Below are 26,390 nucleotides of genomic sequence, written 5' to 3' on the forward strand. Positions count from 1 at the left end.
GCGAACGCAGACCCGGCGGCAGAACTTCTACGTTCACCATCAATTCTACGGGCGGCCAGGCAGGGTCGGGTGCCTGTTGCGCGTGAATTGACTCACACACTGTCCGGGGCCACGTCGAAGTCGGCAAAACCATCCGCGCCGGGCGTCAGCCCCGCTGCGTCCTCAAGGATCATGTCGACGGCCTTTTCCGCGATCATGATGGTGGGTGCCTGGGTGTTGGCACTGACCAGCCGGGGCATGATCGAGGAGTCAACGACCCGCAATCCCTCCAGCCCGTGGACCTTCAGCCGCGGGGAGACAACGGAATCATCGGTGGTACCCATGGCGCAAGTGCCGACCGGGTGGTACGAGGTCCGCCCGTAGGAGCGCACGAAATTCACGTACTGGTCGCGGGTTGCCACCCGGGAGCCGTCGCCGATGTGCTCCTTCTGAATGAACGCCGCCATCGATGACTGCTCCATGATCTGCCGGCTCTGCTGCACCCCGGCGATCGTCATCTCCAGATCGTAGTCATCCGCCAGGAAATTCGGATCGATGAGCGGTGTCATTGTGGGATCTGAGGACGCGACGCGAACTGTCCCCCGGCTGCGGGGGCGCAGGAAGTACGAGTTGAGCGTCGCCCCGAATCCGGGCCGCAGCGACGCAATGCCCGGCTCCGACCTCGCCGCGGGCAGGAAGTGGAACTGCAGGTCCGGGGTCTTCTCATCTGTGTTGGCGTAGCTGAAGCCACCGGCCTCGACGAGGTTGGACGCGAACGGTCCCGAGCGGAAAGCCAGATACTCGAGGCCCGCCAGCATTGTCGCCGGGCGCACCCGATTGAACCGGTCCAGGCTGTGGTCATCGGTGAGTTCGTAAATGATGTCCAGGTCAAGGTGGTCCTGCAGGTTCTTCCCGACCCCGGGCAGGGCGTGGATCACGTCGATGCCGGCGGCAGCAAGGTCTGCCGGGTCGCCGATGCCTGAAAGCTGCAGCAACTTGGGCGAGCCAAACGCGCCGCTGGCGATCAGCACCTCGCGCCGGGCACCGTAGGTTCGCGCGACTCCGCCTTCAATCGCCTGGATGCCGACGGCGCGGCCATTCTTGATGACCACCTTGGAGACGGTCACGTTGACGCGGACAGTGAGATTGGGCCGCCTGCGCGCGGGTTTCAGATACGCGACGGCTGCGCTGCACCGGCGCCCATTCCTGGTGGTGGTCTGGTAGAAGCCAACGCCCAACTGCTTCGCCCCATTAAAATCGCTGTTGTAGGGCAGCCCGAACTCCTGGCCCGCCTGCACGAATGCCGCCGAGAGCGTGTGCGGACGCCGGAGGTCAGAGACGCCGAGCGGCCCGGTGGTTCCATGGTGGGGTCCGGAGAGCCTGGTGTTTGACTCCGAGCGAATGAAATACTTGGACACCTCGGCGGCGGACCAGCCCTCACATCCATAGTCCCCGGCCCACCCGTCGTAGTCCCCAGCCACTCCCCGGGTGAAGACCTGGGAGTTGATGGACCCGCCGCCGCCAAGCCCGCGGCCTTGAGGGAGCGGGATGCTCCGGCCGTTGCTGTGCTTTTGCGGAACACTGCTATACGCCCACTGGTACGGTCCTCCCTTCAATCTCGGGAAGCCCGCGGGCATATGGATGAAGGGATGGCGGTCGGACCTGCCCGCCTCGAGCAGAAGCACACGGACTGAGGGGTCTTCACTCAATCTGCCAGCCAGAACGCTGCCGCCGGTACCACCCCCGGCGATCACATAGTCGTACTCAGCATCGTCCGGCACTATGACTCCTCAACCATCGCCGAAGCTACCGCTCCTTGAAGCGTTGATTGAAGTGTGTTAGTTCCGCGGCCATGATGTCAAGCATCCGGGGCTGGCGTGCACAGCCGCCGGTAGGCGGCACACGGCGGAACGGACCGGGCCAAGTGGGTGGATGGGTTGACCGATACGCCGGGTTCTGTGTTCCCGCGCTGTTGCCGGCGCGGGAGTAGCGGCCATCCATCTACGGACGCCGTTGCCGACGCCCTCCAGCGGCCTACCCGAACACTCGGGCGAGCAGCCCTCAAACGTGTCCTGTCTGGCCTTGCTCCGGGTGGGGTTTACCTAGCCTTCCCGGTCACCCGGGAAGCTGGTGGTCTCTTACACCACCGTTTCACCCTTACCTGCCCTGTGGCCTGTGCACGCACACGCCGCATGCAGGCGGTCTGTTCTCTGTGGCACTGGCCTGCGGGTTACCCCGAGTGGGCGTTACCCACCACCCTGCTCTGCGGAGCCCGGACGTTCCTCGAGCCACTTGCGTGACGCGCGGCCGCCTGGTCAACCCATCCGCTGTCCATTCTACGTTCTCCCGGCCGGCACAGCCGCACCGCAGCCTTTCGGGGCTGCCGGTGGGAGAATTTAAGCAGGGTTCCTGCTAGTCAAGGAAGAGTGATCCCGATGAACTGGACCGCCATCATCATCTGGCTGTTGGCCATCGTCCTGGTGGCTATTCTCGCCAAGATGTCGATCAAGATTGTGCGCCAGTACGAACAGGGCGTCCTGTTCCGCCTGGGCCGGGTGGTCGCGGTACGGATGCCCGGCCTGCGGTTCATCATCCCGGTGGTGGACCGGCTTCAGCTTGTGAGCCTGCGGATCGTGACAATGCCGATCCAGTCACAGGGCATCATCACCCAGGACAACGTCAGCGTCGATATCTCGGCAGTGGCGTACTACCGGGTGATCGACTCCGTGAAGTCCGTCGTGGCGATCGAAGACGTGGCCGCGGCCATCAACCAGATCGCCCAGACCACCCTGCGGAAAGTGGTCGGCCGCCACAGCCTGGACCAGACGCTGTCGGAGACTGAGCGCATCAACAGCGACATTCGGATAATTCTGGACGCGATGACCCTGGAATGGGGTGTCGAAGTGACGCTCGTCGAGCTCAAGGACATCCAGCTCCCGGAGAGCATGAAGCGGGCGATGGCCCGGCAGGCGGAGGCCGAGAGGGAGAAGCGGGCCAAGATCATTTCGGCCGAAGGAGAGGCGATCGCCGCCGTGGCGCTCGGCGCGGCATCTGACACGATGATGGCCCACCCGGTCGCCCTGCAGTTGCGGAATCTTCAGTCCCTTGTGGAGATCGGGGTGGACAAGAACTCAACCGTCGTCTTCCCGGCGCCCCTGATGAGCACCATCGCCGAACTGGCCGCTTTCCTGGCACGCGAGGACCATGTGGCCAAGACGGCGATGACGGCGACGGCGACGCCAGAGGCACCGACAACGACGCCGGCACCACCGATCAAGGCCGCGTAGCCCCGACCGCCAGACCTAATTATCGCGGAACCCACGGCACGCGCCGCCGGTAGGATCGTACGGTGCTAATTCTGTTGCCGCCCTCCGAGGGCAAGACTCCCGCTGTGCGCGGGGACGCCGCCGACTGGGGCGCCTTGAGCTTTCCCGCCCTCAACAGCTCCCGCGCCAAGGTCCTGGAGGCGCTCGGCACCGTCAGCGCCCACGAGGACGCGCTGGCGCTGCTGGGCGTCGGCGCTTCACTGAGCGCCGACGTCGAACGCAATACACGGCTGCACGCGGAACCTGCCGCCCCGGCCCACCAGGTGTATTCCGGGGTGCTCTTTGACGCCCTCGGCTACAACACGCTGACCCCGGCGCAGCGGAGGAAGGCCGACGAATCGGTGCTGGTGGTCTCCGCCCTGTGGGGCGCCATCCGCTTCGCCGACCGCGTGCCCGCCTACCGGCTGTCGATGGGGACTTCGCTGCCCGACGTCGGACGGCTCGCCTCATTCTGGAAGCCGCAACTGAACGACGCACTGGCGGCGGCAACTACGGGTGAGCTGTTAATGGATTGCCGGTCCAGCACCTACGCCGCGGCCTGGACTCCCCCGCCGGAACAGACGGTGGCCGTGAACGTCTTCACCGAGACCGCCGGCGTGCGCAAGGTGGTCAGCCACTTTGCCAAGCACACCCGGGGCGAACTGGCACGGCATTTGCTCAGCCGCCGGGGCAAGGCGCCCCAAACCCCCGCACAGCTGCAGAAGGCGGCGGCGGAGAAGTGGGTTGCCGAACTCGTTGAGGGCACGGCCCGGAAGCCGCACACCCTGAACATCATCCTGCCGAACTGACGTGCAGGCGGGTGCTTAGGCCCACTCGGACGAGCGCACCAGGATGCAGCCGGAGTCCGGGCAGAACACGATGTCGTCCTCGGCCGCGGCCTTGATCTCGGCCAGGTCGCCCGGGCTCAGGTGCATGCCGGAGCCTTCCGAGGTGCCGTGGAAGAGCCGGGCAGCGCCGACGCCACGCTTGGCCAGGGTCTTCTCGTAGACGGCGAGCATTCCGGCGTCGAGTCCGGCGGCGAACTCGGCACGCTGCCCGCGCACCACCGTGGCTTCGGCGGCGATCTCGGCCAGCTGCTCGTCCAGCTCGGCACGGATGGAGCCGAAGGAGCCCTGGATGTCGTCCACAATCTGCTGCTGGGCCGCCTGGCGGGCGCGGAGCGAGTCGAGCCGTTCGAGGACTTCAAGCTCCACGTCCTCGAGGTCCGAGCGGCGCTTGTTCAGGGAGACGAGGTCCCGCTGCAGGGCGACGAGGTCCTTGGACAGCCCCGTGCCGCTGTTGAGCCTGGCCTCGTCGCGTTCGATCCGGGAGGCGACCTGCTCAACGTCGGCCTCTGAGCGTTTGAGCTCCAGTTCAGCATCGTGGACGGCCACCTTCGCGGCACCGAGCTCACCGTTGGCCACGCTGAGGGCGGCTTCCAGGTCCGTGATGCGGGAATCGCTTTCAAGGCTTCGCCGGCGGTTGGACAAGGACTTGAGCTTGGCATCGAGTCCCTGCAATTCGAGCAACTTCAACTGTTCCGCCGGTGCTGCCTTGGCCACTATTTACCTCCGCTAAATCCAATCCGGCCGAAGCCGGGCACCGTCCCGGCGCTCCTTAGACTCTAGCGCCTAGCGTACTCCCCGGCCTCGCTACGCTCACCCGGGGCCCCTCGCACGCCAGGCTTAGCCCGGAGTCAGAATGAAGTCCCACGGGTCGCTGTTGGTGGTGCTGACCCGGATCTCGACGTCGTGGCCCTGGTCGGTGAGCACATTGCCCAGCGCTTCGGCGGCCGCAGGCAGCCACAGCCATTCGCTGGCGAAGTGGGAAACGTCGATCAGGTACGGCCGGTCGTTGACCGCCGCCTCCCGGGCTTCCGATGCAGGGTGGTGCCGCAGGTCCGCCGTGACGTAGACGTCCGCGTTGCTCGCCCGCACCTCGCCGAAGAGGGAATCGCCGGCGCCGCCGCAGACAGCCACCCGCCGGATCAGCCCGTCCCGGTCCCCCGAAACACGCACGCCGCCGGCCACCGAGGGCAGGATGCCGTACACGCGGGCCGCGAAATCACCCAGCGTCAGGACCTCGTCGAGGTCACCGACGCGGCCGATGCCCTCCTCGGGGAGCCCGTTCGCGGCCGGCGTCAGCGGGGCCACGTTCTGCAGGCCCAGCGCGTCGGCCAGGACGTCGGAAACGCCGCCGACGGCGGAGTCACCATTGGTGTGCACGGTCAGCAGCGCGGTCCCGGACTCGATGAGGCGGTGCACGGCCTTGCCCTTGGCCGTATTCGCGGCCACGGACGTCACGCCCTTGAGCAGCAGCGGATGGTGCGTGATGAGCAGCTCGGCACCGAAGTCGATCGCTTCCTCGATCACGTCAATTGTCGGATCGACCGCGAACATGACCCGGCGCACCTCGGCGTTCGGGTGGCCGGCCACCAGACCCACCTCGTCCCAGTCCTCGGCCAGGGATTCGGGCCAGAGCTCCTCCACCGCCAGCTGGATCAGGCCCAGCGTCGCGGCGCCAGTGTCCTCCCCGGTGCCGGTACCGGCGTCGACGGCGGCAGCAGGGCGGTCGGATTCCGCTGAAACATCGGTGTTCACAGGTTCCATACCCCCATTTTTACCCTATCCGCGGGCGGCCCGGTCACTCGTAACACTCTCGTAAGGTGGGTGGGGAATCATCGGGGCCCTCGAACCATTGAAGAGATCATGAGAACTTTTGTCCTCGGCGGAGGCTGCTTCTGGTGCCTCGACGCCGTCTACCAGAAAACCAAGGGCGTCAGCTCGGTCGTGTCGGGCTACACCGGAGGCCATGACCGCAGCCCCGACTACTACTCTGTGTGTTCCGGGACCACAGGCCACGCCGAGGTGGTGGCAGTGACGTTCGACGAGGACGTCATTCCCGCCGAGGTCATCCTGGACATGTTCTTCGCCCTCCACGACCCCACCACGCTGAACCGGCAGGGCTACGACGTCGGAACCCAGTACCGTTCCTCAATGTTCTACGAGACCACCGAGGAAAAGATCCTGTTCGAGGAGGCGATCGAGCGGAACCAGGCCCTGTGGCGGCACCCGATCGTCACCGAGGTCAGCCGGCTGCCCCAGTTCCATATGGCCGAGGAAATCCACCAGGACTACTTCGCCAAATACCCGGAGCAGGGCTACTGCCAGGTCATCATTAACCCCAAGCTGGCCAAGGCGAGGAAATATTACTCTGCATGGCTTAATGCTTAGCTAGGGCCTGTAGGCGCTCGTTAGGCTGACCTCAGTCAACCCTCTTCAAAGACAGGCATACATACATGGCACCGATCTATGACGATGTAACCCAGCTGGTAGGCGGAACTCCGCTGGTCCGTCTGAACCGGCTGACCGAAGGCCTTGACGCCACCGTGGCCGTCAAGCTGGAGTTCTACAACCCGGCCAACAGCGTCAAGGACCGGATCGGCGTCGCGATCGTTGACGCTGCCGAGAAGTCCGGTGCACTCAAGCCCGGCGGCACCATCGTCGAAGGCACGTCCGGCAACACCGGAATCGCGCTGGCCATGGTGGGCGCGGCCCGCGGCTACAAGGTCATCCTGACCATGCCGGAAACCATGTCCACCGAGCGCCGGGTCATGCTGCGCGCGTACGGCGCCGAGATTGTCCTGACCCCCGGTTCCGAGGGCATGCGCGGCGCCGTGGAGAAAGCCCAGGAGATCGTGGCCAACACGGAGAACTCCATCTGGGCCCAGCAGTTCGCCAATGAGGCCAACCCGGAGATCCACCGCCGCACGACGGCCGAGGAAGTCTGGGCCGACACCAACGGCAAGGTGGACATCTTCGTCGCCGGCGTCGGCACCGGCGGCACCGTCACCGGCGTCGGACAGGTCCTGAAGGAACGCAAGCCGGAGGTCCAGATCGTGGCCGTCGAGCCGAAGGACTCCGCCATCCTCAACGGCGGCGCCCCGGGCCCGCACAAGATCCAGGGCCTCGGCGCGAACTTCGTCCCCGACATCCTGGACACTAACGTCTACGACGAGGTCATCGACGCCACGCTGGAAGATTCCGTCCGGGTGGCGCGCGAACTCGGCATCAAGGAAGGCATCCTGGGCGGCATCTCCTCCGGCGCCATCGTCTGGGCGGCCCTGGAGCTCGCCAAGCGTCCGGAGAACGCCGGTAAACTCATTGTTGCTGTGGTTTGTGACTTTGGTGAGCGCTACATCTCCACCGTGCTGTACGACGACATCCGCGGCTAAGTCCGCTGACCCACGATTGCCCAGAAAGGTCTTTGTGAGCTTCTTCGCAAGACTGAAGGAAGACCTCGACGCCGCCCGGTCCCACGACCCGGCGGCTCGAGGTTCTTTTGAGAACTTCTTCGCCTATTCCGGCCTGCACGCGATCTGGTTCCACCGCCTGACGCACCGGCTGTGGCAAAACCCGGCGCTGCGGTTCCCGGCGCGGCTGATCTCCCAGCTCGCCCGGTTCCTGACCGGCATCGAGATCCACCCCGGCGCGACGATCGGCCGGCGCTTCTTCATCGACCACGGCATGGGTGTGGTCATCGGCGAGACGGCCGAGATCGGCGAGGACGTCATGATCTACCACGGCGTGACCCTCGGCGGCCGCTCGCTCGCCAAGATCAAACGCCACCCCACCATCGAAGACCGTGTGGTGATCGGCGCGGGCGCCAAGATCCTGGGCCCCATCACCATCGGCCGGGACAGCGCCGTCGGCGCCAACGCCGTGGTGGTCAAGGACGCTCCGGCCGAATCAATCGTCACCGGCGTGCCGGCCACCTGGCGGCACCGCGACGCGCAGCGCGAGACGAAGCCCGCCGTCGACCCAGCCGAGTACCTGATCGAATACCGGATCTAGACCAGGCCCTGGACCGGCTCCCGGCTGAACCGGTATCTAGGCAGCCCTACCCGGGAACCGCTTGTAGATGTTCCACAGGACGGCGTCGAACGCCCGGTCCGGCAGCAGGTGGCGCAGCAGCAGGATCCCGCGGGCGCTGGCACCCACCGGGTAGCGGGTCCTGGGCCGCCGGGCGGTCGCTGCGTGCAGGATCGCCTCGGCCACGAGCTCGGGCCGCGACGACGTTGCGGGGTTGTCCGTGGTGCCCAGCGCCGCCGCCACCACCTTGGCCTGGCCCGCATAGGGGCCGTTTCCGGAGCTGGCCAGCAGCCCCTGCGCCGCAATGGCGCCCCACTCGGACTGCGTCCCGGCCGGCTCGATGACGGCCACATCAATACCGTGCGGCTTGAGCTCGAGCCGCAGCGAATCGCTCAGGCCCTCCACGGCGAACTTGGTCGCGTGGTACCAGGCGCCCAACGGCTCGTACATCTTGCCGCCGATCGATGAGATGTTGATAATCCTGCCCGCACCGGCGGCCCGCATGGCGGGGATCACGAGCTGCGTCATGCGCGCCAGACCGAAGACGTTCACGTCGAACTGCCGCCGGCCCTCAGCCAGCTCGACCTCCTCGAGCGAACCGTACGTCCCGTAGCCGGCGTTGTTGACCAGGACGTCGATCCGGCCGTGCGCGGCCAGCACGTCCCCGACGGCGGCGCTCATCGAGGCCTCATCGGTCACGTCCAGTGCCACCACCTTGACGCCGGATGCCTTCAGCGGCTCCATCAGCTCCACCCGGCGGGCCCCGGCATAGACGGTGAAGCCGGCCGAGGCAAGCTTTTTCGCGGTTTCGAAGCCGATGCCGGTGGAGGCACCGGTGACAAACGCTACGGGCTGGGGCATGAGTTGAACTCCTTGGGCGCTGAACTCCTGGGGTCGGAGCGGTGCGGAAACACGGACGGCCGGCGCCTCCCAGCGTATCTGGAAAGTACCGGCCGTCGCGTCGGAACGGGGTGGGTCAGTGGGTGTCGACTGCCTCGATCTCGGACTTGTCCTCGCCCCAGAGGGTGTGGAACGTGCCCTCGGCATCGACGCGGCCGTAGGTGTGCGCCCCGAAGAGGTCACGCTGGCCCTGGATGACGGCGGCCGGCAGGCGCTTGCGGCGCAGGCCGTCGTAGTAGGCCAGCGAGGAGGAGAACACCGGCACCGGGATGCCGAGCTGCACCGCGGTGGACACCACCCGGCGCCAGGCCGGGAGGACTTCGGCGATCGCCTTGGTGAACGCCGGGGCGAAGAGCAGGTTGGCCGGCTTCTCCGCAGCGGCGTAGGCCTTGGTGATCTCCTTGAGCAGTTCCGCACGGATGATGCAGCCGCCGCGCCACAGCGAGGCGATTTCATCCAGCTTCAGGTCCCAGCCGTATTCCTTGGCCGCGGAGGTGAGCATGTCCAGTCCCTGGGCATAGGAGACCAGCTTGGAGGCGTAGAGCGCCTGACGGACGTCCTCGACAAAGCTCTCGGGGACCTCGACGGCGGCCTCGCCGCCGGCCAGCAGCTCCTGTGCCAGCACGCGCTGCTCGGCCTGGGAGGACAGTGCCCGGGCGAAGACGGACTCGGCGATGCCCGACGTCGGGGAGCCGAGCTCAAGGGCGGAGATGACCGTCCAGCGGCCGGTGCCCTTCTGGCCGGCGGCATCCACCACAACGTCGACGAACGGCTTGCCGGTCTTCGCATCGACGTGGCCGAGGACCTCGGCGGAGATTTCGATCAGGAAGGAGGCGAGGTCGCCCTTGTTCCACTCTTCGAAGATCTTGGCCTGCTCGGCCGGTTCGATCCCGGCGCCGGAGCGCAGGAGGTCGAAGGCCTCGCCGATGACCTGCATGTCGGCGTATTCGATGCCGTTGTGGACCATCTTGACGAAGTGGCCGGCGCCGTCGGTGCCGATCCAGGCGCAGCAGGGCTGGCCGTCCACGTGCGCGGCGATCTTTTCCAGCAGCGGGCCGAGGGCGTCGTAGGACTCCTTGGAACCGCCCGGCATGATTGAGGGACCGTTGAGGGCACCCTCCTCGCCACCGGAGACACCGATGCCGACGAAGTGCAGGTCCTTCTTGGCGAGCGCAGCCTCGCGGCGGCGGGTGTCCTCGTAGTGCGAGTTGCCGGCGTCGATGATGATGTCGCCCGCTTCCAACAGCGGCTCGAGCTGCTCGATCACGGAGTCGACCGGCTTGCCGGCCTTGACCATGATCAGCACGCGACGCGGCTTCTCCAGCGAATCAACGAGTTCCTGGAGGGTCTCGGTGCGGATGAAGTCGCCCTCCTCGCCATACTTGGCTAGCAGGGTGTCTGTCTTTTCCACGGACCGGTTGTGCAGGGCAACGGTGAAGCCGTTCCGGGCCAGGTTGCGTGCGAGGTTGGCCCCCATCACCGCGAGGCCGGTAACACCGATGTGTGCTGACATCAAAAACTCCAATTCATTTTTGTACACGATGATTTCTGTAGACCACGTGTACGGCGATTCGTCTCAGACGTTCATCTAGGACTCGGCAGGTTGCGCCGCGGAGGGCGGAACCCACTCTTGAGGATTGTGGCTGTCCTTAAACCATATGTATTTCCGCGGGCCGCGGGAAAGCCGCGCCCACGGAGCGGAATGCTGCGCGTCATAAACAGTCTATGATCACCGGCGTCCGCCCCTCCGGTCGGCCCGGACCGGGCCCACCGCATTATGCTTACGACTATGTCAACCAGCCTCCACCACCGTGCCATTGAGCACCTCGGGACCCGGATCGTGGCCGGCGAGCTTCCGGCCGGGCACGTCATGCTTGCCGAGCACCTTGAGGACGAACTCAAGGTCTCCCGCTCGGTGGTCCGGGAGGCGGTCCGGGTCCTCCAGTCCCTGGGCCTGGTGGAGACCATCAAACGCGTCGGCATCCGGGTGCTGCCCTCGAACCGGTGGAACCCCTTCGACCCGCTCGTGATCCGCTGGCGGCTGGCCGGCGAAGGCCGCGGCGCCCAGCTGCGCTCCCTGGCCGAACTCCGCACCGCCGTCGAGCCGGTGGCCGCCGAACTGGCCGCGGCCAACGCCCCCGAGGAGCTCCGCCGCGAACTCGTGGAGATCTCGCACGCCATGCGCGACGCCGGGCAGGCCGGGGACGTGCCCCGGTTCCTCGAGCTGGACATCCTGTTTCATTCCCTGCTGCTGACCGGCTCGGGAAACGAGATGTTCGCCAACATGGTGGGCCAGGTGACCGAGACGCTGACCGGCCGCACCATCCACGGCCTGATGCCGGACCACCCGCGCGAGACGGCGCTGCGCTGGCACGTGGAGGTCGCCGAGGCCATCGCCGCCGGGGATGCCGCCGCCGCCCGCGAGGCCTCGAACCGGATCATGCGCGAGACCATCTCGGAGATGGAGCCGAGCTGGAAGAACCAGCCGCGGGTGTTTGTCCCGGTCGAGCGCCACTAACCCGCCACTGGCCGTCCCGGGCCCGACGGCGGAGCTCCTCACGCAGGGGCCCGCCTGAAGTCCAGCAGCACCTTCCCCGAAACAGCCGCGTTCCTGGCGACCTCGAACGCTTCCAGTCCGCGGTCCAGGCCAAAGGTGTGGGTCACCACGGGGTCCACCCGCAGAGAGCCGTCGGCGAGCGCCGCTATGACCTCATCGATTTCGTCATTGAAGCGGAAGGAGCCCACCAGCTCCAACTCGCGCGTAATGGCCAGGGAGATCAGGACCGGCTGCGGGCCCGAAGGCAGCAGCCCCACCATCACCACCCTGCCGCCACGGACCGCGCCGGTGATCGCCGAGGCCAGGCCCTGGTGGCTGCCCGAGGACTCGATGACGACGTCCGCCTCAACCGCGGCGATCGCCCCGGCGTCGTCCCCCTTGAGGACCGCGTCGGCCCCCACGGCACGGGCTATCTCCAGCGGCAGCTTGTGCATGTCCACGGCCACGATCCGGCCGGCGCCGGCACGTTTGAGCACGGCCACGGCCAGGGCCCCGATGGGACCGCTGCCGATCACCAGCGCCGTCTTTCCCGCCACGTCGCCGGCGCGCGACACGGCGTGCCAGGCGACGCTGGCCGGTTCCGCCAGTGCCGCGGTCCGCAGGTCCAGCCCCGCCGGCAGCGGCCGGAGCATCCGGGCCGGCAGGTTCACATACCGGCTGAACGCTCCGTCCGCGTGCGGAAACCGTGCGGCGCTGCCCAGATACGTGCAGCCCGGCGACAGATTCGGACGCTCCGCCGGGTACCGGGCGCCGCCCGGGCCCGGCGTTGCGGGATGCACCGCGACGGCCGTGCCGGGCCCCGGCCCGGAGCCGTCAGCGGCGGCGCGGATCACGGTCCCTACGATCTCGTGGCCCAGGACCATGGGAGCCTTGAGGACGGATTCGCCCGCGGCGCCGTGCAGCCAGTAGTGCAGGTCGGAGCCGCAGATGCCGCCGAAGGCCACGTCGATGACGGCTTCACCGGGGGCCGGCGCGGGCACGGGGATGTCCTCGATCCGCAGGTCGCCCGCGGCGTGGGCCACCACCGCCGCGGCCGTGGCCGGAAGTGCTGCCACGCCGCCCATCAGACCACCACCGTCATTCCGCCGTCGATGAAGATGGTCTGGCCGTTGACGAAGTCGGACCCGTCGGAGGCCAGCCACACGGCGGGTCCGGCCAGGTCCTGCACGGTCCCCCAGCGGTGCGCGGGGGTCCGGCCCAGGATCCAGGCGTTGAACTGCTCATCGTCGACGAGGTTTTGGGTCATCTCGGTGTGGATGTAGCCCGGCGCGATCCCGTTGATCTGCAGGCCCGAGGCGGCCCATTCCGCGGTCATGGCCCGGGTCAGGTTCCGCAGGCCGCCCTTCGCCGCGATGTAGGGCGCGATGGTGGGCCGGGCGAGGTCGGTCTGGACCGAGCAGATGTTGATGATCTTGCCCCGGCCCCGAGGGATCATGTGCCGGGCCGCTTCCCGCCCCACCAGGAACGCGCTGGTCAGGTCCGTGGAGATCACCCGTTCCCAGTCGACCACGTCGAGCTCGAGCATCGGGACCCGGTGCTGGATGCCGGCGTTGTTGACCAGGATGTCCAGCGGGCCGACGTTCTCCTCCACCCAGGCGATGCCCCGGGCGGCCCCGGTGTCGCTGGTGACGTCGAAGGCGCAGCTGTGCACCCGGCCCGGCGCGTAGTCCGCGGCCATCGCGGCCTCGGCGGCCTTGAGCCGCTCGGGGTTGATGCCGTTGAGCACCACGGTGGCGCCGGCGTCGGCCAGGGCCCGGGCCAGGGCGTTGCCGATCCCCCGGCTCGAACCGGTCACCAGGGCCACACGCCCGGTCAGGTCAAAAAGTCCACTCATGGTTCACTGATCCTCATTGGTCTTTGCTGCTGTGTTGGCTGTTGGCTTGTCGCTGGGGTTGTCACGTGTGTTGTCGCTGAGATTGGCGATGGTTTGCCGCACGACGGCGAGGTCCCGGTCCCCCAGCCCCTGGCGCAGCAGGGCAGCGTAGAGCTCGGCGCCGGCGGCCGCCATCGGCACTGCGGCACCCGCGGCCGCGGCGCTCTCGAGCACGAAGGAGAGGTCCTTGTGCATGAACTTGGCGGGCCCGGTGGGCTCGTAGTCCCTGGCGGCGAGCCGTGGCCCCACGATGTCCAGGACCCGGCTGCCCGCCAGTCCGCCCGCGAGCACCTCGTAAAGGGCGGGCACCTCCATGCCGGAGCGTTCGGCGAGCTCCGCGGCCTCGGCGAGCGCCGCCGTCGTGGTTCCCACGATCAGCTGGTTGCACGCCTTGGCGAGCGACCCCGATCCCAGCGGTCCCAGCCGCCGCACGGTGCTGCCCATCGCGCCAAAGAGCGGCAGGAGCCGGCGGAAGTCGCTGTCGCTGGCGCCCGCCATGATGGCAAGGGTGCCGTCCGCCGCGCCTTTGGTGCCGCCGCTGACCGGCGCATCGACGACGACGGCGTTGCCCCCGCTCGCCTCCGCGACCCGTGCCCCGAAGTCCCGCACGCCGGACGGCGACACGCTGCTCATCACCACGACGGCGGTTCCGGGCGCGGGCGGGCTGGCGGTCCAACAGGCCAGGAGCGCGGCACTCGCATCCTCAATGTCGGACAGATCCGGCAGCATGAAGACAATGACTGGCTGGTCTCGAAGCGCCTCGACCCTGGCCACACGCGAGCCGCCCAGGGTCTCGAAGGCGTCCAGCGCCGCCGGCGAACGGTTCCAGGCCGTGACGGTCCATCCCGCCGCGAGCAGGTTGGCGGCCATCGGCGCGCCCATCAGGCCGAGGCCGACAAACCCGGCCTCCCTGCGGTCCATCTCCATGCGTTGCCCTCACTTCGGCGTGGTTAATCTTGGAATTCTGTTCAGCATCCTAGCCTCCATTCAGTATGATGAACACTATGACGACCAAAACCACCGTAGCGATCGCCGTCCCGCTCGAAGCAGAGCTGGTGGACCGCATCCGCGCCGTAGATCCGTCCGTGACCGTCCTCTACGACCCCGAGCTCTTGCCGCCGGAACGCTTTCCCGCCGACCATGCGGGTGACCCGGACTTCCGCCGGACGCCGGAGCAGGAAGAGCGCTACTGGGACATGCTCAACAAGGCCCAGGTCCTGTACGGGCTCCCCAACGAAAGCCCGGCAGGCCTCGCCCGGATCGCCGGCAGCAATCCCCGGCTTGAGTGGATCCATGCCATGGCGGCCGGCGCCGGCGGTGCCGTAAAGGCATCGGGGCTGGACGCCGCGACGCTGCAGAAGTTCAGGGTCACCACCTCGGCCGGGGTGCACGCCCTGCCGCTCGCCGAGTTCGCCGCCCTGGGCATCCTCAACGGCTTCAAGCGCAGCGCCGAGCTGGCCCAGGACCAGGCGGCCAAGCTCTGGCCCGAGCTCCGCACCCCCACCCGCCTGGTCAACGGCTCCCGCCTGGTGGTCACCGGGCTCGGCGAGATCGGGCTCGAGACCGCACGGATCGCCCGCGCCCTGGGCATGAGCGTCAGCGGGACCAAGCGGACCGTGGAGGCCATCGACGGGATCGAGACGGTCACGGACAACGACGGACTCGCCGGCCTGCTGGGCACCGCAGACGCCGTCGTCAATACCCTGCCCGGCACGCCGTACACCGAGAAGCTCTTCAGCCGCGACGTCTTCGCCGCCATGAAGCCCGGAACAGTCTTCGTCAACGTGGGCCGCGGCACCGTGGTCGATGAAGAGGCGCTTCTGGAGGCCCTGGGCAACGGCCAGGTCTCCTATGCCTGCCTCGATGTCTTCGCCGTGGAGCCACTGCCGCAGGACAGCCCGCTGTGGAACCACCCCAGGGTGATGGTGTCCCCGCACACCTCGGCGCTCAGCGCCGCCGAAAACCGGCTGATCACCGAACGCTTCTGCAGCAACCTGCGGACCTACCTCGACGGCGGCGACCTCCCCCACCTGGTGGACACGGTGCACTTCTACTGAGTCCACCCTTTCGCACTGCACCAGCGCCGCAGCGCACACAGGGCGGCCCACCGGAAACGGTTGGGCCGCCCTTAGCGTCGGGCGAGGAAGGTTCCGCCCAGCAACGCCGGACCGTGCCTGCGCCGCGGGATCCGCCCGGCGACGCGCATAGTGCGCGTCGCCGGGCGCTTTCCGTGGCGCAGAAACGGCCGTGGCCCCTTCCTGGGTGGAAGGGGCCACGGCCTGTGCGGCGCGGACGGAGGGTCTGCAGCCCGGATACCGCCTAGCGCGCATCCTCCGTCAGGAGAAGGTCGCGTCCCACCGTCTCGGGCGTGAAGAAGGTGGTGACAAACGAGATCAGCGCCAGGACCAGCGAGTAGATGGCGAGCACCAGCCAGGAATGGTCCGTGGCGGCCAGCAGCGCGGCGCCGACCAGCGGGACCAGGCCGCCGGCCAGGACGGCGGAGAGCTCCCGGCTCATGGCCACGCCGGTGAAGCGGTACTGCGATCCGAAGAGTTCAGGCAGCAGCGGGCACTGCGGGCCGAGCATGGACTGAACGCCGAGGGCGATGCCCACCACCATGACAATCCAGACCAGCGTGACATTGCCCAGCGTCACCAGGTAGAACGCCGGCAGCGCGATGAGCGCCTGGAACAGCGCGCCGTAGCGGTAGACGGGCACCCGGCCGAACCTGTCGGACAGCGCACCGAAGGTGATCACCATGACGGCCGCGAAGCCCGCGGCGATGAGCAGGCCGACCGGACCGATGAACTTGTCGCCGGGAAAAACGCCGTCCTTGGCCGCCAGGAACGCGATGAGCAGCGCGGAGTAGATCGAGGAATTGCCGTTTTCGCCCATCCGCAGGCCGATGCCGATCAGCACGTTCTTCTTCGAGTGCTTCCACAGCTGGCCGATGGGGTTCTTGACCACGCTCTTGTGCTTTTCCAGTTCCTGGAAGACGGGCGTTTCCTTCAGCCGGAGCCGAATGAAGATGGCCACCACAACCAGGAGCACGCTGGCCAGGAAGGGCACCCGCCACAGCCAGCCCTCCAGGACGGCCTTGTCTGCCATGGCAATGAGCGCAAACGTTCCGGCGCCGAGCAGGGTCCCCAGCTGGATGCCGACGAACGGGAGCGACGCGAAGAAGCCACGACGGCGGCGCGGCGCGACTTCGGAAATGAGCGTGGTGGCGCCCGCCTGTTCAGCGCCGGCACCCAGTCCCTGCAGGATGCGCAGCGTCACCAGAAGAACTGCGCCGAGCATGCCGGCCTGTTCGTACGTCGGCAGCAGGCCGATGGCGAAGCTGGCGGTCCCCATCAGGCCGATGGTGAGGATCAGGACCATCTTGCGGCCGAACCGGTCGCCGATGTAGCCGAAGACCATCCCGCCGAAGGGCCGCGCCGCGAAGCCCACACCGTACGTGGCGAAGGATGCAATCAGGGCCCCGTCCTCGCCGAGCGGCTTGAAAAACAGCGGGCCGAAGATCAGGGCGGAGGCCAGCCCGTAGATGTAGAAGTCGTAGTACTCCAGCGCGGAGCCCACAGAGCTGGCAAGCGTTGCCCGTCGCAGCTGTTCCGGATCGACGACGGCGCCGTCCGCTTCAGCGAGCGGTGTATTAGTACTAGTTGTCACAAGCACTCCCTCAAGAACACTCCAGACCCCCGTTGGTCTGGTGGGTGTGAGCAACCCCAAGGAGTCGATCACTATGCTGAACAGCGTACAGCATAGTGATCGCCTAGCCAATGAATAATCAGATTTATTCCGGGCGTCCCGAAACGCCCAGCGGCGCGGGCCCCTAGCCCATGGGATTGCCGAGGGACCGGGCGAGGTCCTGGAGTTCCTTCACCATCAGGGCGCCCTGCTCCTGCGAGTAAGTCGCCTTCAGCGCGGTGACCGACAGGCCGAGGCTGGGCCCGTGTGCGCCCCGGGTCGGGACGGCGACGGCCAGGCACACGACGCCGGTGGTGGATTCCTCGTCCTCGAACGCATACCCCTGCTCCCGGATGAGCGTGAGCTGCGCCTTGAGCTCGGCACCCGTGCGCAGCGACTTCGGCGTCAGGACCGGAAGAGTGGCGTCGTCGGGAAACATCTCGTCGACGTCGTGGTCATGCAGCCGCGCGATCAGGGCCTTGCCCACGGCACAGAGGGACACGGGCATCTTGTCGCCAATATTGGACGTCAGGCGCACCGCCGGGTGCCCTTCGTAGCGGGCCAGGTAGATGACATTTGTTCCGTCCAGCATGGCGATCCGGACCGTCTCTCCCGAGAGCGTCGGGGCCTGTTCACAGAAGCGGTAGAACTCCTGGACCTCGTCGAGGCGGCTGAGGTAGGCAGCACCGAGCTCAACCAACTTCCGGCCGAGGGTGAACTCCGCGCCCTGGCGGCTGATCAGCCTCGCCTCCTCGAGCGCGAGCAGCAGGTTGGAGGTGGAGGACTTAGGGATTCCCAGTTCCCGGGACAGATCACTGAGCGTGAGGCGTCCGGTCGCGGATGCCGCCAGGGCTTCCAGCACGGCGGCGGCACGGGTAACAGCCGGAGCGGGTGACGCGCTCCCCAATCCGTCGGAGGGTCGGGAAACTCGGGAATCGGCCATGATTCTCCTTCAGGTATCGCGCGCAAGTCGCCGCGCCACTCGTTCGAATGCCGTCCAGTCAGCTGAACACTAACCATCATAATGTCTGGAGCCCTGAACCGGGACCGGCAGGGCCCGTGCATCCATCGCTCCTCGTCGGCGGGCCTCGTCGGGGACCGCCGGCCCCTTAGGCGGCAGACACCACGGGATTCGTCAGCTCGCCGATGCCGGCAATGTGGCACGTGACGGTGTCGCCGGGGACGATCGGCGCACACTCGGCGGGGAATCCCGTCAGCACCAGGTCACCCGGGTGAAGGGTCATGAAGGATGTGAGATAGGTGAGGATTTCCTCGACCTTCCAGCCAAGGTCGGCGGAGCTGGCTGCCCGGAGTTCCTGACCGTTGTGTTTGATGCCGATCGCCAGGTCGTCACCGTTCAGGTCCGTGACGATCCAGGGCCCCACGGGCGTGAACGTGTCCTGGCTCTTGGCGCTGATCCACAGCTCGTCGGATTCCTGCAGGTTCCTGGCGGAGACGTCATTTCCGATCGTGTAGCCCAGGACTGCGCCCACGGCGTTGCCGGGCGTCAGTCCGCGGGCCCTGCTGCCGATCACGAGGGTCAGTTCGGCCTCCGGCTCGACGCGGCCCACACCCGGCCGGAGTTCAACCGCGTCCCCCGGGCCGACCACACTGGTGGACGCCTTGTGGAAGGCCTGCGGCGGAAGCCCGCGGCCCGCGGCACCCGTATTGTGCGCCATGCCCAGGACGTTGGCCGGGACACAGGGCGCGAGGAACGTGAACGACGCTTCCTCCACCGCCGCGCCGACCTCCCAACCGCTGCGGGGCAGGCTGCCGGCATTGGCAGCAGAACCCGGGAACGGAGAGGGTATCACCGTCCACACCCTGCCCGCCGCACTGCCAAAGTCCGCTGCGTCGTTGGCGACGAAGAAGTATTCGTCCCCGGCAGCCGGGGAAAGCGGGCGGACTCTGGCGATTCGGCGGGCACTCGTGGCGGTCATGAAAACATCCTAGGCGGCGGACTCCCGGGGCCCGCGATTAGGCCATCGACTGGCGTAATTCTGGCGCGCAGAAACACCGCCGGTGTTTCACATTTCCAAGCGTTCACGGTATATTCATTACAAGCCTTCCACCGCGGCATCCCCCAATAGTCGCGGTGGAAGGCTTTTCCAATGCCCGGGTGATACCAGGGTCCGGGGTCCCCTTTTGAGCGGGCCGGGCCGGGCGATTGTTGCCCGCGCAGGCAGCCTACGCGGCGTCCGCAACGGCCCCCCGCAGCCGCCAGCCCCCACCGAGGCCATCCCGGATCAGTTCCATGGTGGTCAGGGCAGATCCGCGGTTGCGGCCGAGCCTCGCCTGGACCTGCCAGACCTCGACATCCACGCGGCTCAGGCCCTTGGGCATCCGGCGCTCGGCCTCCCACCAGCTGACCCGCTCGAACCAACGCACAGGCTCGGCGCCGATCAACCATTCCCTGCCCCCGCGCACTACCGCCAGGGGCCGCCCGTCCGGGCCTGTTTTCACCATCACGTGTTCCATGCCCGTCACAGTAGGGCGGAGCCCTGACATTTTCGGGCCGTGCAGCATCCCCCGCCGGGACGCACAAAACCCCGCCCTGGGGGCCTCCGGTCTTTAGTCGGCGGCGTGCACCGCAACGACGCGCGGCTGGCGCAAGCGGATGAAAACGTCTGCGGGCTGGCGATTCTTGCCCTTGAGTGTGATGCCGGAGATGCTGACCCCTTTGGGCAGCAGAAGGCTTTGACGCACCACGCCGCGCGCATTTTTCGACCACACCTGACGATTCAACCCATAGATGGAGCTCTCCCGCAGCCCGAGTTCCTCGGGATCGATGCCCTCCGCACCTTGAAGCTGATAGGAGACCACGCCAAATCCTCCCTGGAGCCTGCTCCTCGACTCGAACTCAAACTCGAACTCGACCAGCCCCGCCTCAATTGCCGAATCCAACGGAAAAGTCAGCACCGTGTCCTCGGTCAGGCGCAGGGGTTCCGCGCCCGGCGCGGAAAGCTCGTGCAGCACAGGTTCGCCGCGGACGATGTCCTCGATGAGACTCGGCCATTTTTCCGCAGAAATGTCGGCCGATCGCACAGCCGGCAGTTTGTCCAGCCGCGCCAGAGAGGCTGCGACGCGCTCATGCGGGGTTTCGTTCAACGTCGAGTCCTGATCGCTGTGACGGACTTGGAAGAACATGTGTTCCCGGGAGTCAAGGATGGTCGGCATCACCTGGTCTACACCATGGTGCGGCCCGGGCGTAACGATCGAGAGGCTGCGCTGGCGCGGGTCGAACGCGGACACGAAGGCCATCCCTTGGGCGGACTTCGGGTGGTAGAACTCTCGGAGGTTCACCAGGTCATGCTGGCCCTTGTAGGCCGTCAGGCCGAGTCCGAATGAAATGGCCATCCCCACGTGGTTCAGCGTCCGGTACACCTCAAGATGGGTCAGATAGTCGGCGGCGAGCAGGTCGTCGTCATCGAGACGGAACCACGCGACCGGCTGCACGCCGGCGTCGGCGTCAAACTTGCTGGCGAGGTCCTGCTCAATCAGGGGCTTGACTTCTTCGATGCCTGTTCCCCGGACGACGTCGTTCCATTCCACCGGAACCAGGAACGGGTATCTGGCCGCGGCCGCGAACAAAATTTCCTGATGCCGCTTCGGGAGCAACTCGGAATACATCACGAAGTGTTTGTAGTCATGGTTTTCCGCCATGGCGGAAAGGGCAGGCACGGCCTTCTCGAAGAACATCTCAGCTCGAAGACTGAGGCGCTTTTCCGAGAACAAGTACTGCATGTAGTCTGCCGGGGTCTTGAAGACGCCGCTCCGCGACGTTTTCCAAGAGTGTGATCCGGGAGAGAAAAGGCTGTAGCGCGTGACGCCATAAAACATGGTGGTCCCCATGGTCTTTCGAAGCTGAACAAATCACCTAACTGTACTCTGCAACCACCATGCCTTAGGGACGGGTCCGCCCCCTACCCTCCCCTCACTGATGTCAGGCATTTCGGACCGCGGTGCCCGCACCCGCGCACAGGCACCGCTTGGGTCAACTATCGTTGTCAGAATGAACCTTGCCACCCAGACAATTCCGCGTTTCAAGGAGTTTGCACCCGGCGAGAAGCCGAACGTCGTTGATCCGATCAGCGCCCGGCAGCGGGCGGCATGGAAGGAAATACCCGATGTCTTGGATCGGTCCTGCGAGGTAGTTGTTGCCGGCGGAGGACTGTCGGGGGCAGCTGCGGCCATCGCGGCAACGAGGCGCGGCGCCTCCGTGATCATGGTGGAACCGACCCACATGGTCGGTGGGCAGGCGACAGCCGGCGGCGTCAGCGCGTTCGACATCACGTTCCACTACGACCACGCGCTCAATGACTTTGGCATCTGGTCAGAGATCCTCGCCCGGATTCAGCACATCTACGACGTCGAGTTAAACCGGCCAGTAAATGTCGGGCACTACAGGAAAATCTCGTTTACGCCCAACGTAGTCGTCGTTGAACGGGTGCTCACCGAGATGCTCGATGCCGCGGGCATACCCGTGCTCCGTAACACCGGGATCAGTGCTGCGTTCCGCGAGGCCGGCCGGGTCACCGGCCTCCTCACCACCGCGGGACCGATTGAGGCTAAGGTCGTCATCGATGCCACCGAGGACGGGCAGGTTCTCGCCCTCGCCGGCGTCCCGCACAGGCTGAGTAACGGAGTCTCCAACGGAACCAGCACCCGCGGGATCACTTCCAAACGGCAAGCCATTCAGGACATCACCTACACCGCGATTATCCAGGCCTATCCCGGCGGCATCCCCGACGAACTCCGCGTCACCGTGGCGCCGGAAAACTACGGCACGTATGCGACGGAATTCCGCAGCGCATACCCGCCAGAAGGCGGCTTCGATAGCCTCAAGAAAAAGCCCGGGCCGTTGGGATTTGCAGGCTTCCGTGCCGCCCCGGACCTGAGCTCCGAGAACATGCAAACGGGCGACGACTACAACGCAGTCACCCGAACGAACCTGAATCATTACAACGACTTCCCCGTCGGCGCCGACTACCTCACCGATCCGGATGCACGCGCCCGCTACGAGGCGGAGGCGAAGCTGAAAACCATCTGCATCATCTACTACCTGCAGAACGAACTCGGCCTGCCCTGGTCTGTCGCAACGGACGAGGGCTACGCTGACGGGCCCACGCCGCCGCGCAACCCCTACGTGCCCGACATTTACATTCCGATCGAGCAGCACATGCCCCTCATCCCCTACATACGCGAATCACGCCGCGTGATCGGGACAGCAATCATCACGGGCAAGGACATCATCCGGGAACCGAACCGCACCGAAGCGCCCTGGCGCGACGACAGCGTGGTTGTAGGGACCTACCACCCAGACCTCCACGGCGGCCGGGCCGAAACGGACTTCGAGACCTATCTCGGCGAGTCCCTGGCCGACAAGCCCACCGTCTGGCGGGAGGGGCCCTTCCCCATCCCGATGGGAGCACTCATCCCTGAGTGGGTGGACGGGCTCCTCGCGGCGGAGAAGAACATCTCCACCACACGGCTCGCGTCCGGCGCGATTCGGCTGCACCCTACCGTGACAGGCATCGGCGAAGCCGCTGGCACGGCCGCTGCGTTGGCCGTGCACCATGGCGTGCAGCCGGCAGCGGTCCCGGTCGCGGCGATCCAGTTGTCGCTTGCTGAGGGTGGCGCATTATTGACGCCCCTGGCCGTGGAGGGGCTGGACCGAGGGTCGCCCGAGTTCATCGCTGTCACCCTGGCCCTCGCCCGAAACAGGGCTGACAAGGAGATCCTGCGCCCGAAGAAAATGGAACCCTACATCATCACCGACACAGAGGCTGCTGAGGCAGCCGGGCAGGTGTCGATCCAGTACCTGAAGGACTGGCGAGTCAGCATTGAACGCTAACGAATGGCGCCCCAGCCCGCGGCGTCCGCCTTTCACCGCCGTCACCAATGTCAGACATTTCCGAGCAGATGGTAAATTCGACGCGTGCCGGGCGCACAGGGCGCCCTGCGAAGGACCAAGGGGAATGCAAGATGGCTGAATCGAACGCTCAGAAACTGGAGAAGGCGAAAGCCGTGGTGCTGGATTCGATCGTAAAGGGTGGCGTGTCGACCAATCAGTCTCAGGCTGTGCAGCGGCTCGCCAACGCCTACGCCCTCCTTGAAGGGACCGTAGCCCCGATCAGCGGTCCCAACGAATCGGCGCCGAAAAGCTCCTGATCGGGTCAACCGGACGCACAAAACCCCGCCTTTCCGGACCGTATGGTCCGGAAGGACGGGGTTTTCTGTGGTGGGTCCTACCGGGATCGAACCGATGACATCCACGGTGTAAACGTGGCGCTCTACCAGCTGAGCTAAAGACCCAAACCGCGGTTTCCGCGCCTCAGCGCTTCAACCAACGAACAGCTACTGTACCGGATGTCACCGGCCAAGCGCCAATCGGCCCGGCCGTCGCTACAGGGGCGGCAGCTTGGCGGCGAGCCAGGTCAAGGCCCCGCTGACGCCTGCCTCCAGCTTGATGGTGGCGAGGCCGTCCCCGCGGGTCGGTCCCCTGTTGATGATGACCACGGCTTTGCCCTGCTTCGCCGCGTGGCGGACAAAACGCAGGCCGCTCATCACGGTCAGCGACGAGCCGGCCACCAGGAGCGCCCGGGCGGCGTCGACCATGGCGTACGAGCGCTCCACCCGGTCCTTGGGCACGTTTTCCCCGAAGTACACGAAGTCCGGTTTCAGGGTGCCGCCGCAGGCCGGACAGCGGGCGACGATGAACGATCCAATCAGTTCGCCGTCCTCGACGGCGGCATCGGCGTCCGGTGCCATTTCAACCACCCCGGCCGCCTGCGCCCGTTCCAGGAACCCGGGGTTGAGTTCTTCCAGGACACCGGCCAGCATCCGGCGGCTGAACCGCCGGTGGCAGTCCAGGCACACCACCTGGTCGAACCGGCCGTGCAGGTCCACGACGTTGACGCTGCCGGCGTCCTCGTGGAGCCGGTCCACGTTTTGGGTGATGAGGCCGGTGAGAAGCCCCCGCTGCTCCAGCCGGGCTACAGCGGCATGGCCATCGTTCGGATCCGCCCTGCGCAGATGTGACCAGCCGATGTGGTTGCGGGCCCAGTAGCGCTGCCGGTTTCCCGGCTCGCCGATGAATTCCTGGTAGGTCATGGGGGTCCGCGGTGCGGCGCCGGGCCCGCGGTAGTCCGGGATGCCTGAATCCGTACTCAGGCCGGCGCCCGTCAGCACGGCGAACTGCTCCCCGGACAGGAGGCCGTGGATGTCCTGCAGGGCCTCCAGCTCGGTGCGCTGGAGTTCCGCGGCGCTCCCTGCGGCCGTGACCGGCGGGAGGCTGGCAAACCCGGTCATGCCGATTCCTGGCCGCCGCTGCCTCACCGGATCAGCTCCCGCCGAGTCCCGCGAGGGCCGCCCGGTATTCGGCGAAGTCCCGGGCCTGGCCGCGCGGATTCACCACGACGTAGCGGACGATTCCCGCCGCGTCGATGATGAAGGTGCCGCGCAGCGCCATGCCGCTATCAGGGTCGAACACGCCGTAAGCCGAGGCCACGGCCCCGTGCGGCCAGAAGTCGGCCAGCAGATCGAAGCCGTAGCCTTCCTTTTCGGCATAGGCACGCTGGGCGAATTTGCTGTCCACCGAGACTGCCAGCACGGCGGCGTCGGCATCCTCGAAAAGTGCCAGGTTGTCCCGGATTTCGCACAGTTCCCCGGTGCAGATCCCGGAGAAGGCAAACGGGTAGAAGACTATGGCGACGTTGCGGCCGCGGAAGTCCGAGAGGCGCACCGGTTCGCCGAATTGATTGGCGAGCTCGAAATCCGGTGCGGCATCGCCGACGCCGGGAACGGCGCCGGGAACGGGGCTCACGGCGGAGCCCGGCCCGGAGGCCTCGTGCTGGACCGCTTGGGTCACTTGTTCTTCCGAGTGACCAACCGGGTGGCGCTCCAGTCCTTCGAGACGCCGGCGGAGGTGGTGTAGTGGAGCCCTGCGGTGGGCGCGGCATCCTGGATGTCCGCGGGCGAGACGTAGCCGTCCCGGCCGGACTTGGGAGTCAGGACCCAGACAACGCCGCCCTCGGTGAGAGTGGTCAGCGAATCGACCAGCGTGTCCACAAGGTCTCCGTCACCTGCCCGCCACCAGAGAATGGCGGCATCGACCACCTCGTGATCGTCCTCATCGAGAAGCTCAGAGCCCGTGAGATCTTCGATATCGTCCCGCAAGTCGAAGTCGACATCGTCGTCATAACCGAATTCCTGAATCAGGTCCCCGTCTTTGAAACCCAGTTTCTCCGCCACATTTACCGAAGTGGCGGCGTCGGCCTCGCTCACGTGTTGCTCCTATGCTTTTTGAATTGCTTCATGTTTTCAATGGCACTAGTGATTTCCATTACTCCAAGCCAACACCCTTTGGGCTCTCGCTTCAAGCTGTTGGTACCGCGATCCGCCATATTCTGCGTCACACAGGCCGATCCGGAGGCTGCGGGGCAGCGCTTCGTCACACAACCAGTATGCCCGTGAAATACGGCGGCGGGTCCATAGGGCGGCTACGCATCCATCAGCCCGCACGGCTAGAGTGGCTGATGACGACTACGCCTGCGCGGGCAACCGCCCGGCTAATACAGGCAGGCGTACCGTGATTGGACCTTGCCCGGCGCATACGACCGGGCTGATGTAACCGATATGTCGCACACGTCGCGTTCACGCCAGGCAGTCACCCTGCCCGGAGCTGAGGGTGCCGATAGATGCGCTCAAAGAGAGGTTGGACGTGGCTGCAGGAGAAGATACCTCCCATATCCTCAGCGGGTTGACAAACCAGCTGCCTGATCGTGATCCGGAAGAGACCGCCGAATGGCTGGAGTCCCTGGATACCCTGATTCAGGAACAGGGCACCGAACGTGCCCAGTACATTATGCGAAGCCTGCTCCAGCGGGCCGGCGCGCAGAGCGTGGGTGTTCCGATGGTCACCACCACGGACTACGTCAACACCATCCCGGTGGACCAGGAAGCGGCATTCCCTGGCGATGAAGAGATCGAACGCAAATACCGTGCCTGGCTGCGCTGGAATGCCGCCGTGATGGTGCACCGGGCGCAGCGGGCGGACATCGGCGTCGGCGGCCATATCTCCACTTACGCCGGCGCCGCGACCCTGTACGAGGTCGGCTTCAATCACTTCTTCCGCGGCAAGGACCACCCCGGCGGCGGCGACCAGGTTTTCTTCCAGGGCCACGCCTCCCCCGGCATGTACGCCCGCGCCTTCATGG

General features: G+C 66.4%; 25 protein-coding genes, 1 tRNA gene, 1 other RNA gene and 1 pseudogene. 10 read left to right on the forward strand and 18 right to left on the reverse strand.

Annotation, left to right across the window (positions count from 1 at the left end; genetic code table 11):
• Window positions 1–92: 92 nt before the first annotated feature.
• Window positions 93–1,760 (reverse strand): GMC family oxidoreductase, encoded by a 1,668-nt coding sequence (locus AC1DGD_RS12080; RefSeq protein ID WP_476856934.1) that lies wholly within the window; start codon window positions 1,758–1,760, stop codon window positions 93–95.
• Between the two features lie 148 nt (window positions 1,761–1,908).
• An RNA gene (rnpB, locus tag AC1DGD_RS12085) (RNase P RNA component class A) lies at window positions 1,909–2,302 on the reverse strand.
• Window positions 2,303–2,414: 112 nt separating this feature from the next.
• On the opposite strand from rnpB, the gene AC1DGD_RS12090 reads away from it, so the two are divergent.
• Both AC1DGD_RS12090 and AC1DGD_RS12095 read left to right on the forward strand, forming a co-directional pair.
• Window positions 2,415–3,266 (forward strand): slipin family protein, encoded by an 852-nt coding sequence (locus AC1DGD_RS12090; protein WP_223917477.1) that lies wholly within the window; start codon window positions 2,415–2,417, stop codon window positions 3,264–3,266.
• Window positions 3,267–3,328: 62 nt separating this feature from the next.
• Window positions 3,329–4,093 (forward strand): YaaA family protein, encoded by a 765-nt coding sequence (locus AC1DGD_RS12095; RefSeq protein WP_476856935.1) that lies wholly within the window; start codon window positions 3,329–3,331, stop codon window positions 4,091–4,093.
• Between the two features lie 15 nt (window positions 4,094–4,108).
• Here AC1DGD_RS12095 and AC1DGD_RS12100 read toward each other — a convergent pair whose 3' ends face one another.
• Together AC1DGD_RS12100 and AC1DGD_RS12105 are read right to left on the reverse strand one after the other, a co-directional pair.
• Complete coding sequence (locus tag AC1DGD_RS12100) at window positions 4,109–4,846, reverse strand: zinc ribbon domain-containing protein (RefSeq protein WP_243177190.1); 738 nt, start codon at window positions 4,844–4,846, stop codon at window positions 4,109–4,111.
• Between the two features lie 123 nt (window positions 4,847–4,969).
• A complete protein-coding gene (locus tag AC1DGD_RS12105) occupies window positions 4,970–5,893 on the reverse strand; it encodes a Nif3-like dinuclear metal center hexameric protein (protein WP_476848985.1) in 924 nt (307 codons plus the stop codon).
• A 99-nt stretch (window positions 5,894–5,992) separates the two neighbouring features.
• On the opposite strand from AC1DGD_RS12105, the gene msrA reads away from it, so the two are divergent.
• From msrA to epsC, 3 genes are all read left to right on the forward strand, one after another.
• Window positions 5,993–6,517, forward strand: coding sequence for a peptide-methionine (S)-S-oxide reductase MsrA (gene msrA / locus AC1DGD_RS12110; protein WP_476856936.1), 525 nt, complete (start codon window positions 5,993–5,995; stop codon window positions 6,515–6,517).
• Window positions 6,518–6,582: 65 nt separating this feature from the next.
• Window positions 6,583–7,518, forward strand: a complete 936-nt coding sequence (gene cysK, locus AC1DGD_RS12115; RefSeq protein WP_459385078.1) for a cysteine synthase A — start codon at window positions 6,583–6,585, stop codon at window positions 7,516–7,518.
• Between the two features lie 34 nt (window positions 7,519–7,552).
• Window positions 7,553–8,137: a serine O-acetyltransferase EpsC gene (gene epsC / locus AC1DGD_RS12120; RefSeq protein ID WP_018773413.1), complete on the forward strand. Its 585-nt coding sequence runs from the start codon at window positions 7,553–7,555 to the stop codon at window positions 8,135–8,137.
• A 36-nt stretch (window positions 8,138–8,173) separates the two neighbouring features.
• Here epsC and AC1DGD_RS12125 read toward each other — a convergent pair whose 3' ends face one another.
• Together AC1DGD_RS12125 and gndA are read right to left on the reverse strand one after the other, a co-directional pair.
• The gene (locus AC1DGD_RS12125) at window positions 8,174–9,016 is read right to left on the reverse strand and encodes an oxidoreductase (RefSeq protein ID WP_476856937.1); all 843 of its coding nucleotides are present in this window, start codon (window positions 9,014–9,016) and stop codon (window positions 8,174–8,176) included.
• A gap of 115 nt (window positions 9,017–9,131) precedes the next feature.
• The gene (gene gndA / locus AC1DGD_RS12130) at window positions 9,132–10,568 is read right to left on the reverse strand and encodes an NADP-dependent phosphogluconate dehydrogenase (RefSeq protein ID WP_476856938.1); all 1,437 of its coding nucleotides are present in this window, start codon (window positions 10,566–10,568) and stop codon (window positions 9,132–9,134) included.
• Window positions 10,569–10,844: 276 nt separating this feature from the next.
• Here gndA and AC1DGD_RS12135 point away from each other — a divergent pair, with 276 nt between their 5' ends.
• Window positions 10,845–11,573, forward strand: coding sequence for a FadR/GntR family transcriptional regulator (locus AC1DGD_RS12135; protein ID WP_028277812.1), 729 nt, complete (start codon window positions 10,845–10,847; stop codon window positions 11,571–11,573).
• A gap of 38 nt (window positions 11,574–11,611) precedes the next feature.
• Here AC1DGD_RS12135 and AC1DGD_RS12140 read toward each other — a convergent pair whose 3' ends face one another.
• Genes AC1DGD_RS12140 through AC1DGD_RS12150 form a run of 3 tightly spaced genes read right to left on the reverse strand, consistent with a single transcriptional unit; the run spans window position 11,612 to window position 14,412 of the window.
• Window positions 11,612–12,676, reverse strand: coding sequence for an L-idonate 5-dehydrogenase (locus AC1DGD_RS12140; RefSeq protein ID WP_476856939.1), 1,065 nt, complete (start codon window positions 12,674–12,676; stop codon window positions 11,612–11,614).
• A complete protein-coding gene (locus AC1DGD_RS12145; protein WP_476856940.1) occupies window positions 12,676–13,446 on the reverse strand; it encodes an SDR family oxidoreductase in 771 nt (256 codons plus the stop codon). Before AC1DGD_RS12145 ends, AC1DGD_RS12140 begins: the two co-directional genes overlap by 1 nt.
• A gap of 3 nt (window positions 13,447–13,449) precedes the next feature.
• Window positions 13,450–14,412, reverse strand: coding sequence for an NAD(P)-dependent oxidoreductase (locus tag AC1DGD_RS12150; protein WP_476856941.1), 963 nt, complete (start codon window positions 14,410–14,412; stop codon window positions 13,450–13,452).
• Between the two features lie 65 nt (window positions 14,413–14,477).
• Here AC1DGD_RS12150 and AC1DGD_RS12155 point away from each other — a divergent pair, with 65 nt between their 5' ends.
• Entirely contained in the window at window positions 14,478–15,542 is a 1,065-nt protein-coding gene (locus AC1DGD_RS12155; RefSeq protein WP_476856942.1) for a D-2-hydroxyacid dehydrogenase, read from the forward strand.
• Window positions 15,543–15,804: 262 nt separating this feature from the next.
• Here the strand turns inward: AC1DGD_RS12155 and AC1DGD_RS12160 are convergent, their stop codons facing one another.
• From AC1DGD_RS12160 to AC1DGD_RS12180, 5 genes are all read right to left on the reverse strand, one after another.
• Complete coding sequence (locus AC1DGD_RS12160; protein WP_476848979.1) at window positions 15,805–17,154, reverse strand: MFS transporter; 1,350 nt, start codon at window positions 17,152–17,154, stop codon at window positions 15,805–15,807.
• Window positions 17,155–17,317: 163 nt separating this feature from the next.
• Window positions 17,318–18,115: an IclR family transcriptional regulator gene (locus tag AC1DGD_RS12165; protein ID WP_476856943.1), complete on the reverse strand. Its 798-nt coding sequence runs from the start codon at window positions 18,113–18,115 to the stop codon at window positions 17,318–17,320.
• A 166-nt stretch (window positions 18,116–18,281) separates the two neighbouring features.
• Window positions 18,282–19,112: a fumarylacetoacetate hydrolase family protein gene (locus AC1DGD_RS12170; RefSeq protein ID WP_476856944.1), complete on the reverse strand. Its 831-nt coding sequence runs from the start codon at window positions 19,110–19,112 to the stop codon at window positions 18,282–18,284.
• Window positions 19,113–19,359: 247 nt separating this feature from the next.
• Window positions 19,360–19,650 carry a hypothetical protein gene (locus AC1DGD_RS12175; protein ID WP_026266430.1) on the reverse strand — a complete coding sequence of 97 codons (291 nt, stop codon included), beginning with the start codon at window positions 19,648–19,650 and terminating at the stop codon, window positions 19,360–19,362.
• 93 nt (window positions 19,651–19,743) lie between these two features.
• Complete coding sequence (locus AC1DGD_RS12180; RefSeq protein ID WP_476856945.1) at window positions 19,744–21,012, reverse strand: glycosyltransferase; 1,269 nt, start codon at window positions 21,010–21,012, stop codon at window positions 19,744–19,746.
• 172 nt (window positions 21,013–21,184) lie between these two features.
• On the opposite strand from AC1DGD_RS12180, the gene AC1DGD_RS12185 reads away from it, so the two are divergent.
• Together AC1DGD_RS12185 and AC1DGD_RS12190 are read left to right on the forward strand one after the other, a co-directional pair.
• Complete coding sequence (locus tag AC1DGD_RS12185; protein ID WP_476856946.1) at window positions 21,185–23,026, forward strand: FAD-dependent oxidoreductase; 1,842 nt, start codon at window positions 21,185–21,187, stop codon at window positions 23,024–23,026.
• 131 nt (window positions 23,027–23,157) lie between these two features.
• Window positions 23,158–23,343 carry a hypothetical protein gene (locus AC1DGD_RS12190; protein ID WP_476856947.1) on the forward strand — a complete coding sequence of 62 codons (186 nt, stop codon included), beginning with the start codon at window positions 23,158–23,160 and terminating at the stop codon, window positions 23,341–23,343.
• Between the two features lie 68 nt (window positions 23,344–23,411).
• Here AC1DGD_RS12190 and AC1DGD_RS12195 read toward each other — a convergent pair.
• The 4 genes from AC1DGD_RS12195 to AC1DGD_RS12210 form a co-directional block, all read right to left on the reverse strand.
• Window positions 23,412–23,487, reverse strand: a tRNA-Val gene (locus tag AC1DGD_RS12195).
• 90 nt (window positions 23,488–23,577) lie between these two features.
• Window positions 23,578–24,510: an NAD-dependent protein deacetylase gene (locus AC1DGD_RS12200; protein ID WP_476856948.1), complete on the reverse strand. Its 933-nt coding sequence runs from the start codon at window positions 24,508–24,510 to the stop codon at window positions 23,578–23,580.
• 4 nt (window positions 24,511–24,514) lie between these two features.
• Window positions 24,515–24,997 carry a peroxiredoxin gene (locus AC1DGD_RS12205; protein ID WP_476849018.1) on the reverse strand — a complete coding sequence of 161 codons (483 nt, stop codon included), beginning with the start codon at window positions 24,995–24,997 and terminating at the stop codon, window positions 24,515–24,517.
• Window positions 24,998–25,038: 41 nt separating this feature from the next.
• Entirely contained in the window at window positions 25,039–25,458 is a 420-nt protein-coding gene (locus tag AC1DGD_RS12210) for a DUF3052 domain-containing protein (RefSeq protein WP_018773429.1), read from the reverse strand.
• 436 nt (window positions 25,459–25,894) lie between these two features.
• Between AC1DGD_RS12210 and AC1DGD_RS12215 the strand changes: the two are divergent.
• Window positions 25,895–26,390 (forward strand): annotated as a pseudogene (locus AC1DGD_RS12215) (pyruvate dehydrogenase (acetyl-transferring), homodimeric type); the annotation flags it as partial.

The sequence above is a fragment of the Arthrobacter sp. 05T45 genome, from assembly GCF_056395875.1.

What these genes read in the sequence shown, in the direction of transcription:
- AC1DGD_RS12185 (WP_476856946.1), top strand. Translation starts at nt 21,185, where the DNA reads ATGAACCTTGCCACCCAGACAATTCCGCGTTTCAAGGAGTTTGCACCC.
- AC1DGD_RS12105 (WP_476848985.1), bottom strand. Translation starts at nt 5,893, where the DNA reads ATGGAACCTGTGAACACCGATGTTTCAGCGGAATCCGACCGCCCTGCT.
- AC1DGD_RS12170 (WP_476856944.1), bottom strand. Translation starts at nt 19,112, where the DNA reads ATGACCGCCACGAGTGCCCGCCGAATCGCCAGAGTCCGCCCGCTTTCC.
- cysK (WP_459385078.1), top strand. Translation starts at nt 6,583, where the DNA reads ATGGCACCGATCTATGACGATGTAACCCAGCTGGTAGGCGGAACTCCG.
- AC1DGD_RS12175 (WP_026266430.1), bottom strand. Translation starts at nt 19,650, where the DNA reads ATGGAACACGTGATGGTGAAAACAGGCCCGGACGGGCGGCCCCTGGCG.
- AC1DGD_RS12165 (WP_476856943.1), bottom strand. Translation starts at nt 18,115, where the DNA reads ATGGCCGATTCCCGAGTTTCCCGACCCTCCGACGGATTGGGGAGCGCG.
- AC1DGD_RS12180 (WP_476856945.1), bottom strand. Translation starts at nt 21,012, where the DNA reads ATGTTTTATGGCGTCACGCGCTACAGCCTTTTCTCTCCCGGATCACAC.
- AC1DGD_RS12150 (WP_476856941.1), bottom strand. Translation starts at nt 14,412, where the DNA reads ATGGAGATGGACCGCAGGGAGGCCGGGTTTGTCGGCCTCGGCCTGATG.
- AC1DGD_RS12155 (WP_476856942.1), top strand. Translation starts at nt 14,478, where the DNA reads ATGATGAACACTATGACGACCAAAACCACCGTAGCGATCGCCGTCCCG.
- gndA (WP_476856938.1), bottom strand. Translation starts at nt 10,568, where the DNA reads ATGTCAGCACACATCGGTGTTACCGGCCTCGCGGTGATGGGGGCCAAC.
- AC1DGD_RS12140 (WP_476856939.1), bottom strand. Translation starts at nt 12,676, where the DNA reads ATGGGCGGCGTGGCAGCACTTCCGGCCACGGCCGCGGCGGTGGTGGCC.
- AC1DGD_RS12090 (WP_223917477.1), top strand. Translation starts at nt 2,415, where the DNA reads ATGAACTGGACCGCCATCATCATCTGGCTGTTGGCCATCGTCCTGGTG.
- AC1DGD_RS12135 (WP_028277812.1), top strand. Translation starts at nt 10,845, where the DNA reads ATGTCAACCAGCCTCCACCACCGTGCCATTGAGCACCTCGGGACCCGG.
- AC1DGD_RS12190 (WP_476856947.1), top strand. Translation starts at nt 23,158, where the DNA reads ATGGCTGAATCGAACGCTCAGAAACTGGAGAAGGCGAAAGCCGTGGTG.
- AC1DGD_RS12145 (WP_476856940.1), bottom strand. Translation starts at nt 13,446, where the DNA reads ATGAGTGGACTTTTTGACCTGACCGGGCGTGTGGCCCTGGTGACCGGT.
- AC1DGD_RS12125 (WP_476856937.1), bottom strand. Translation starts at nt 9,016, where the DNA reads ATGCCCCAGCCCGTAGCGTTTGTCACCGGTGCCTCCACCGGCATCGGC.
- msrA (WP_476856936.1), top strand. Translation starts at nt 5,993, where the DNA reads ATGAGAACTTTTGTCCTCGGCGGAGGCTGCTTCTGGTGCCTCGACGCC.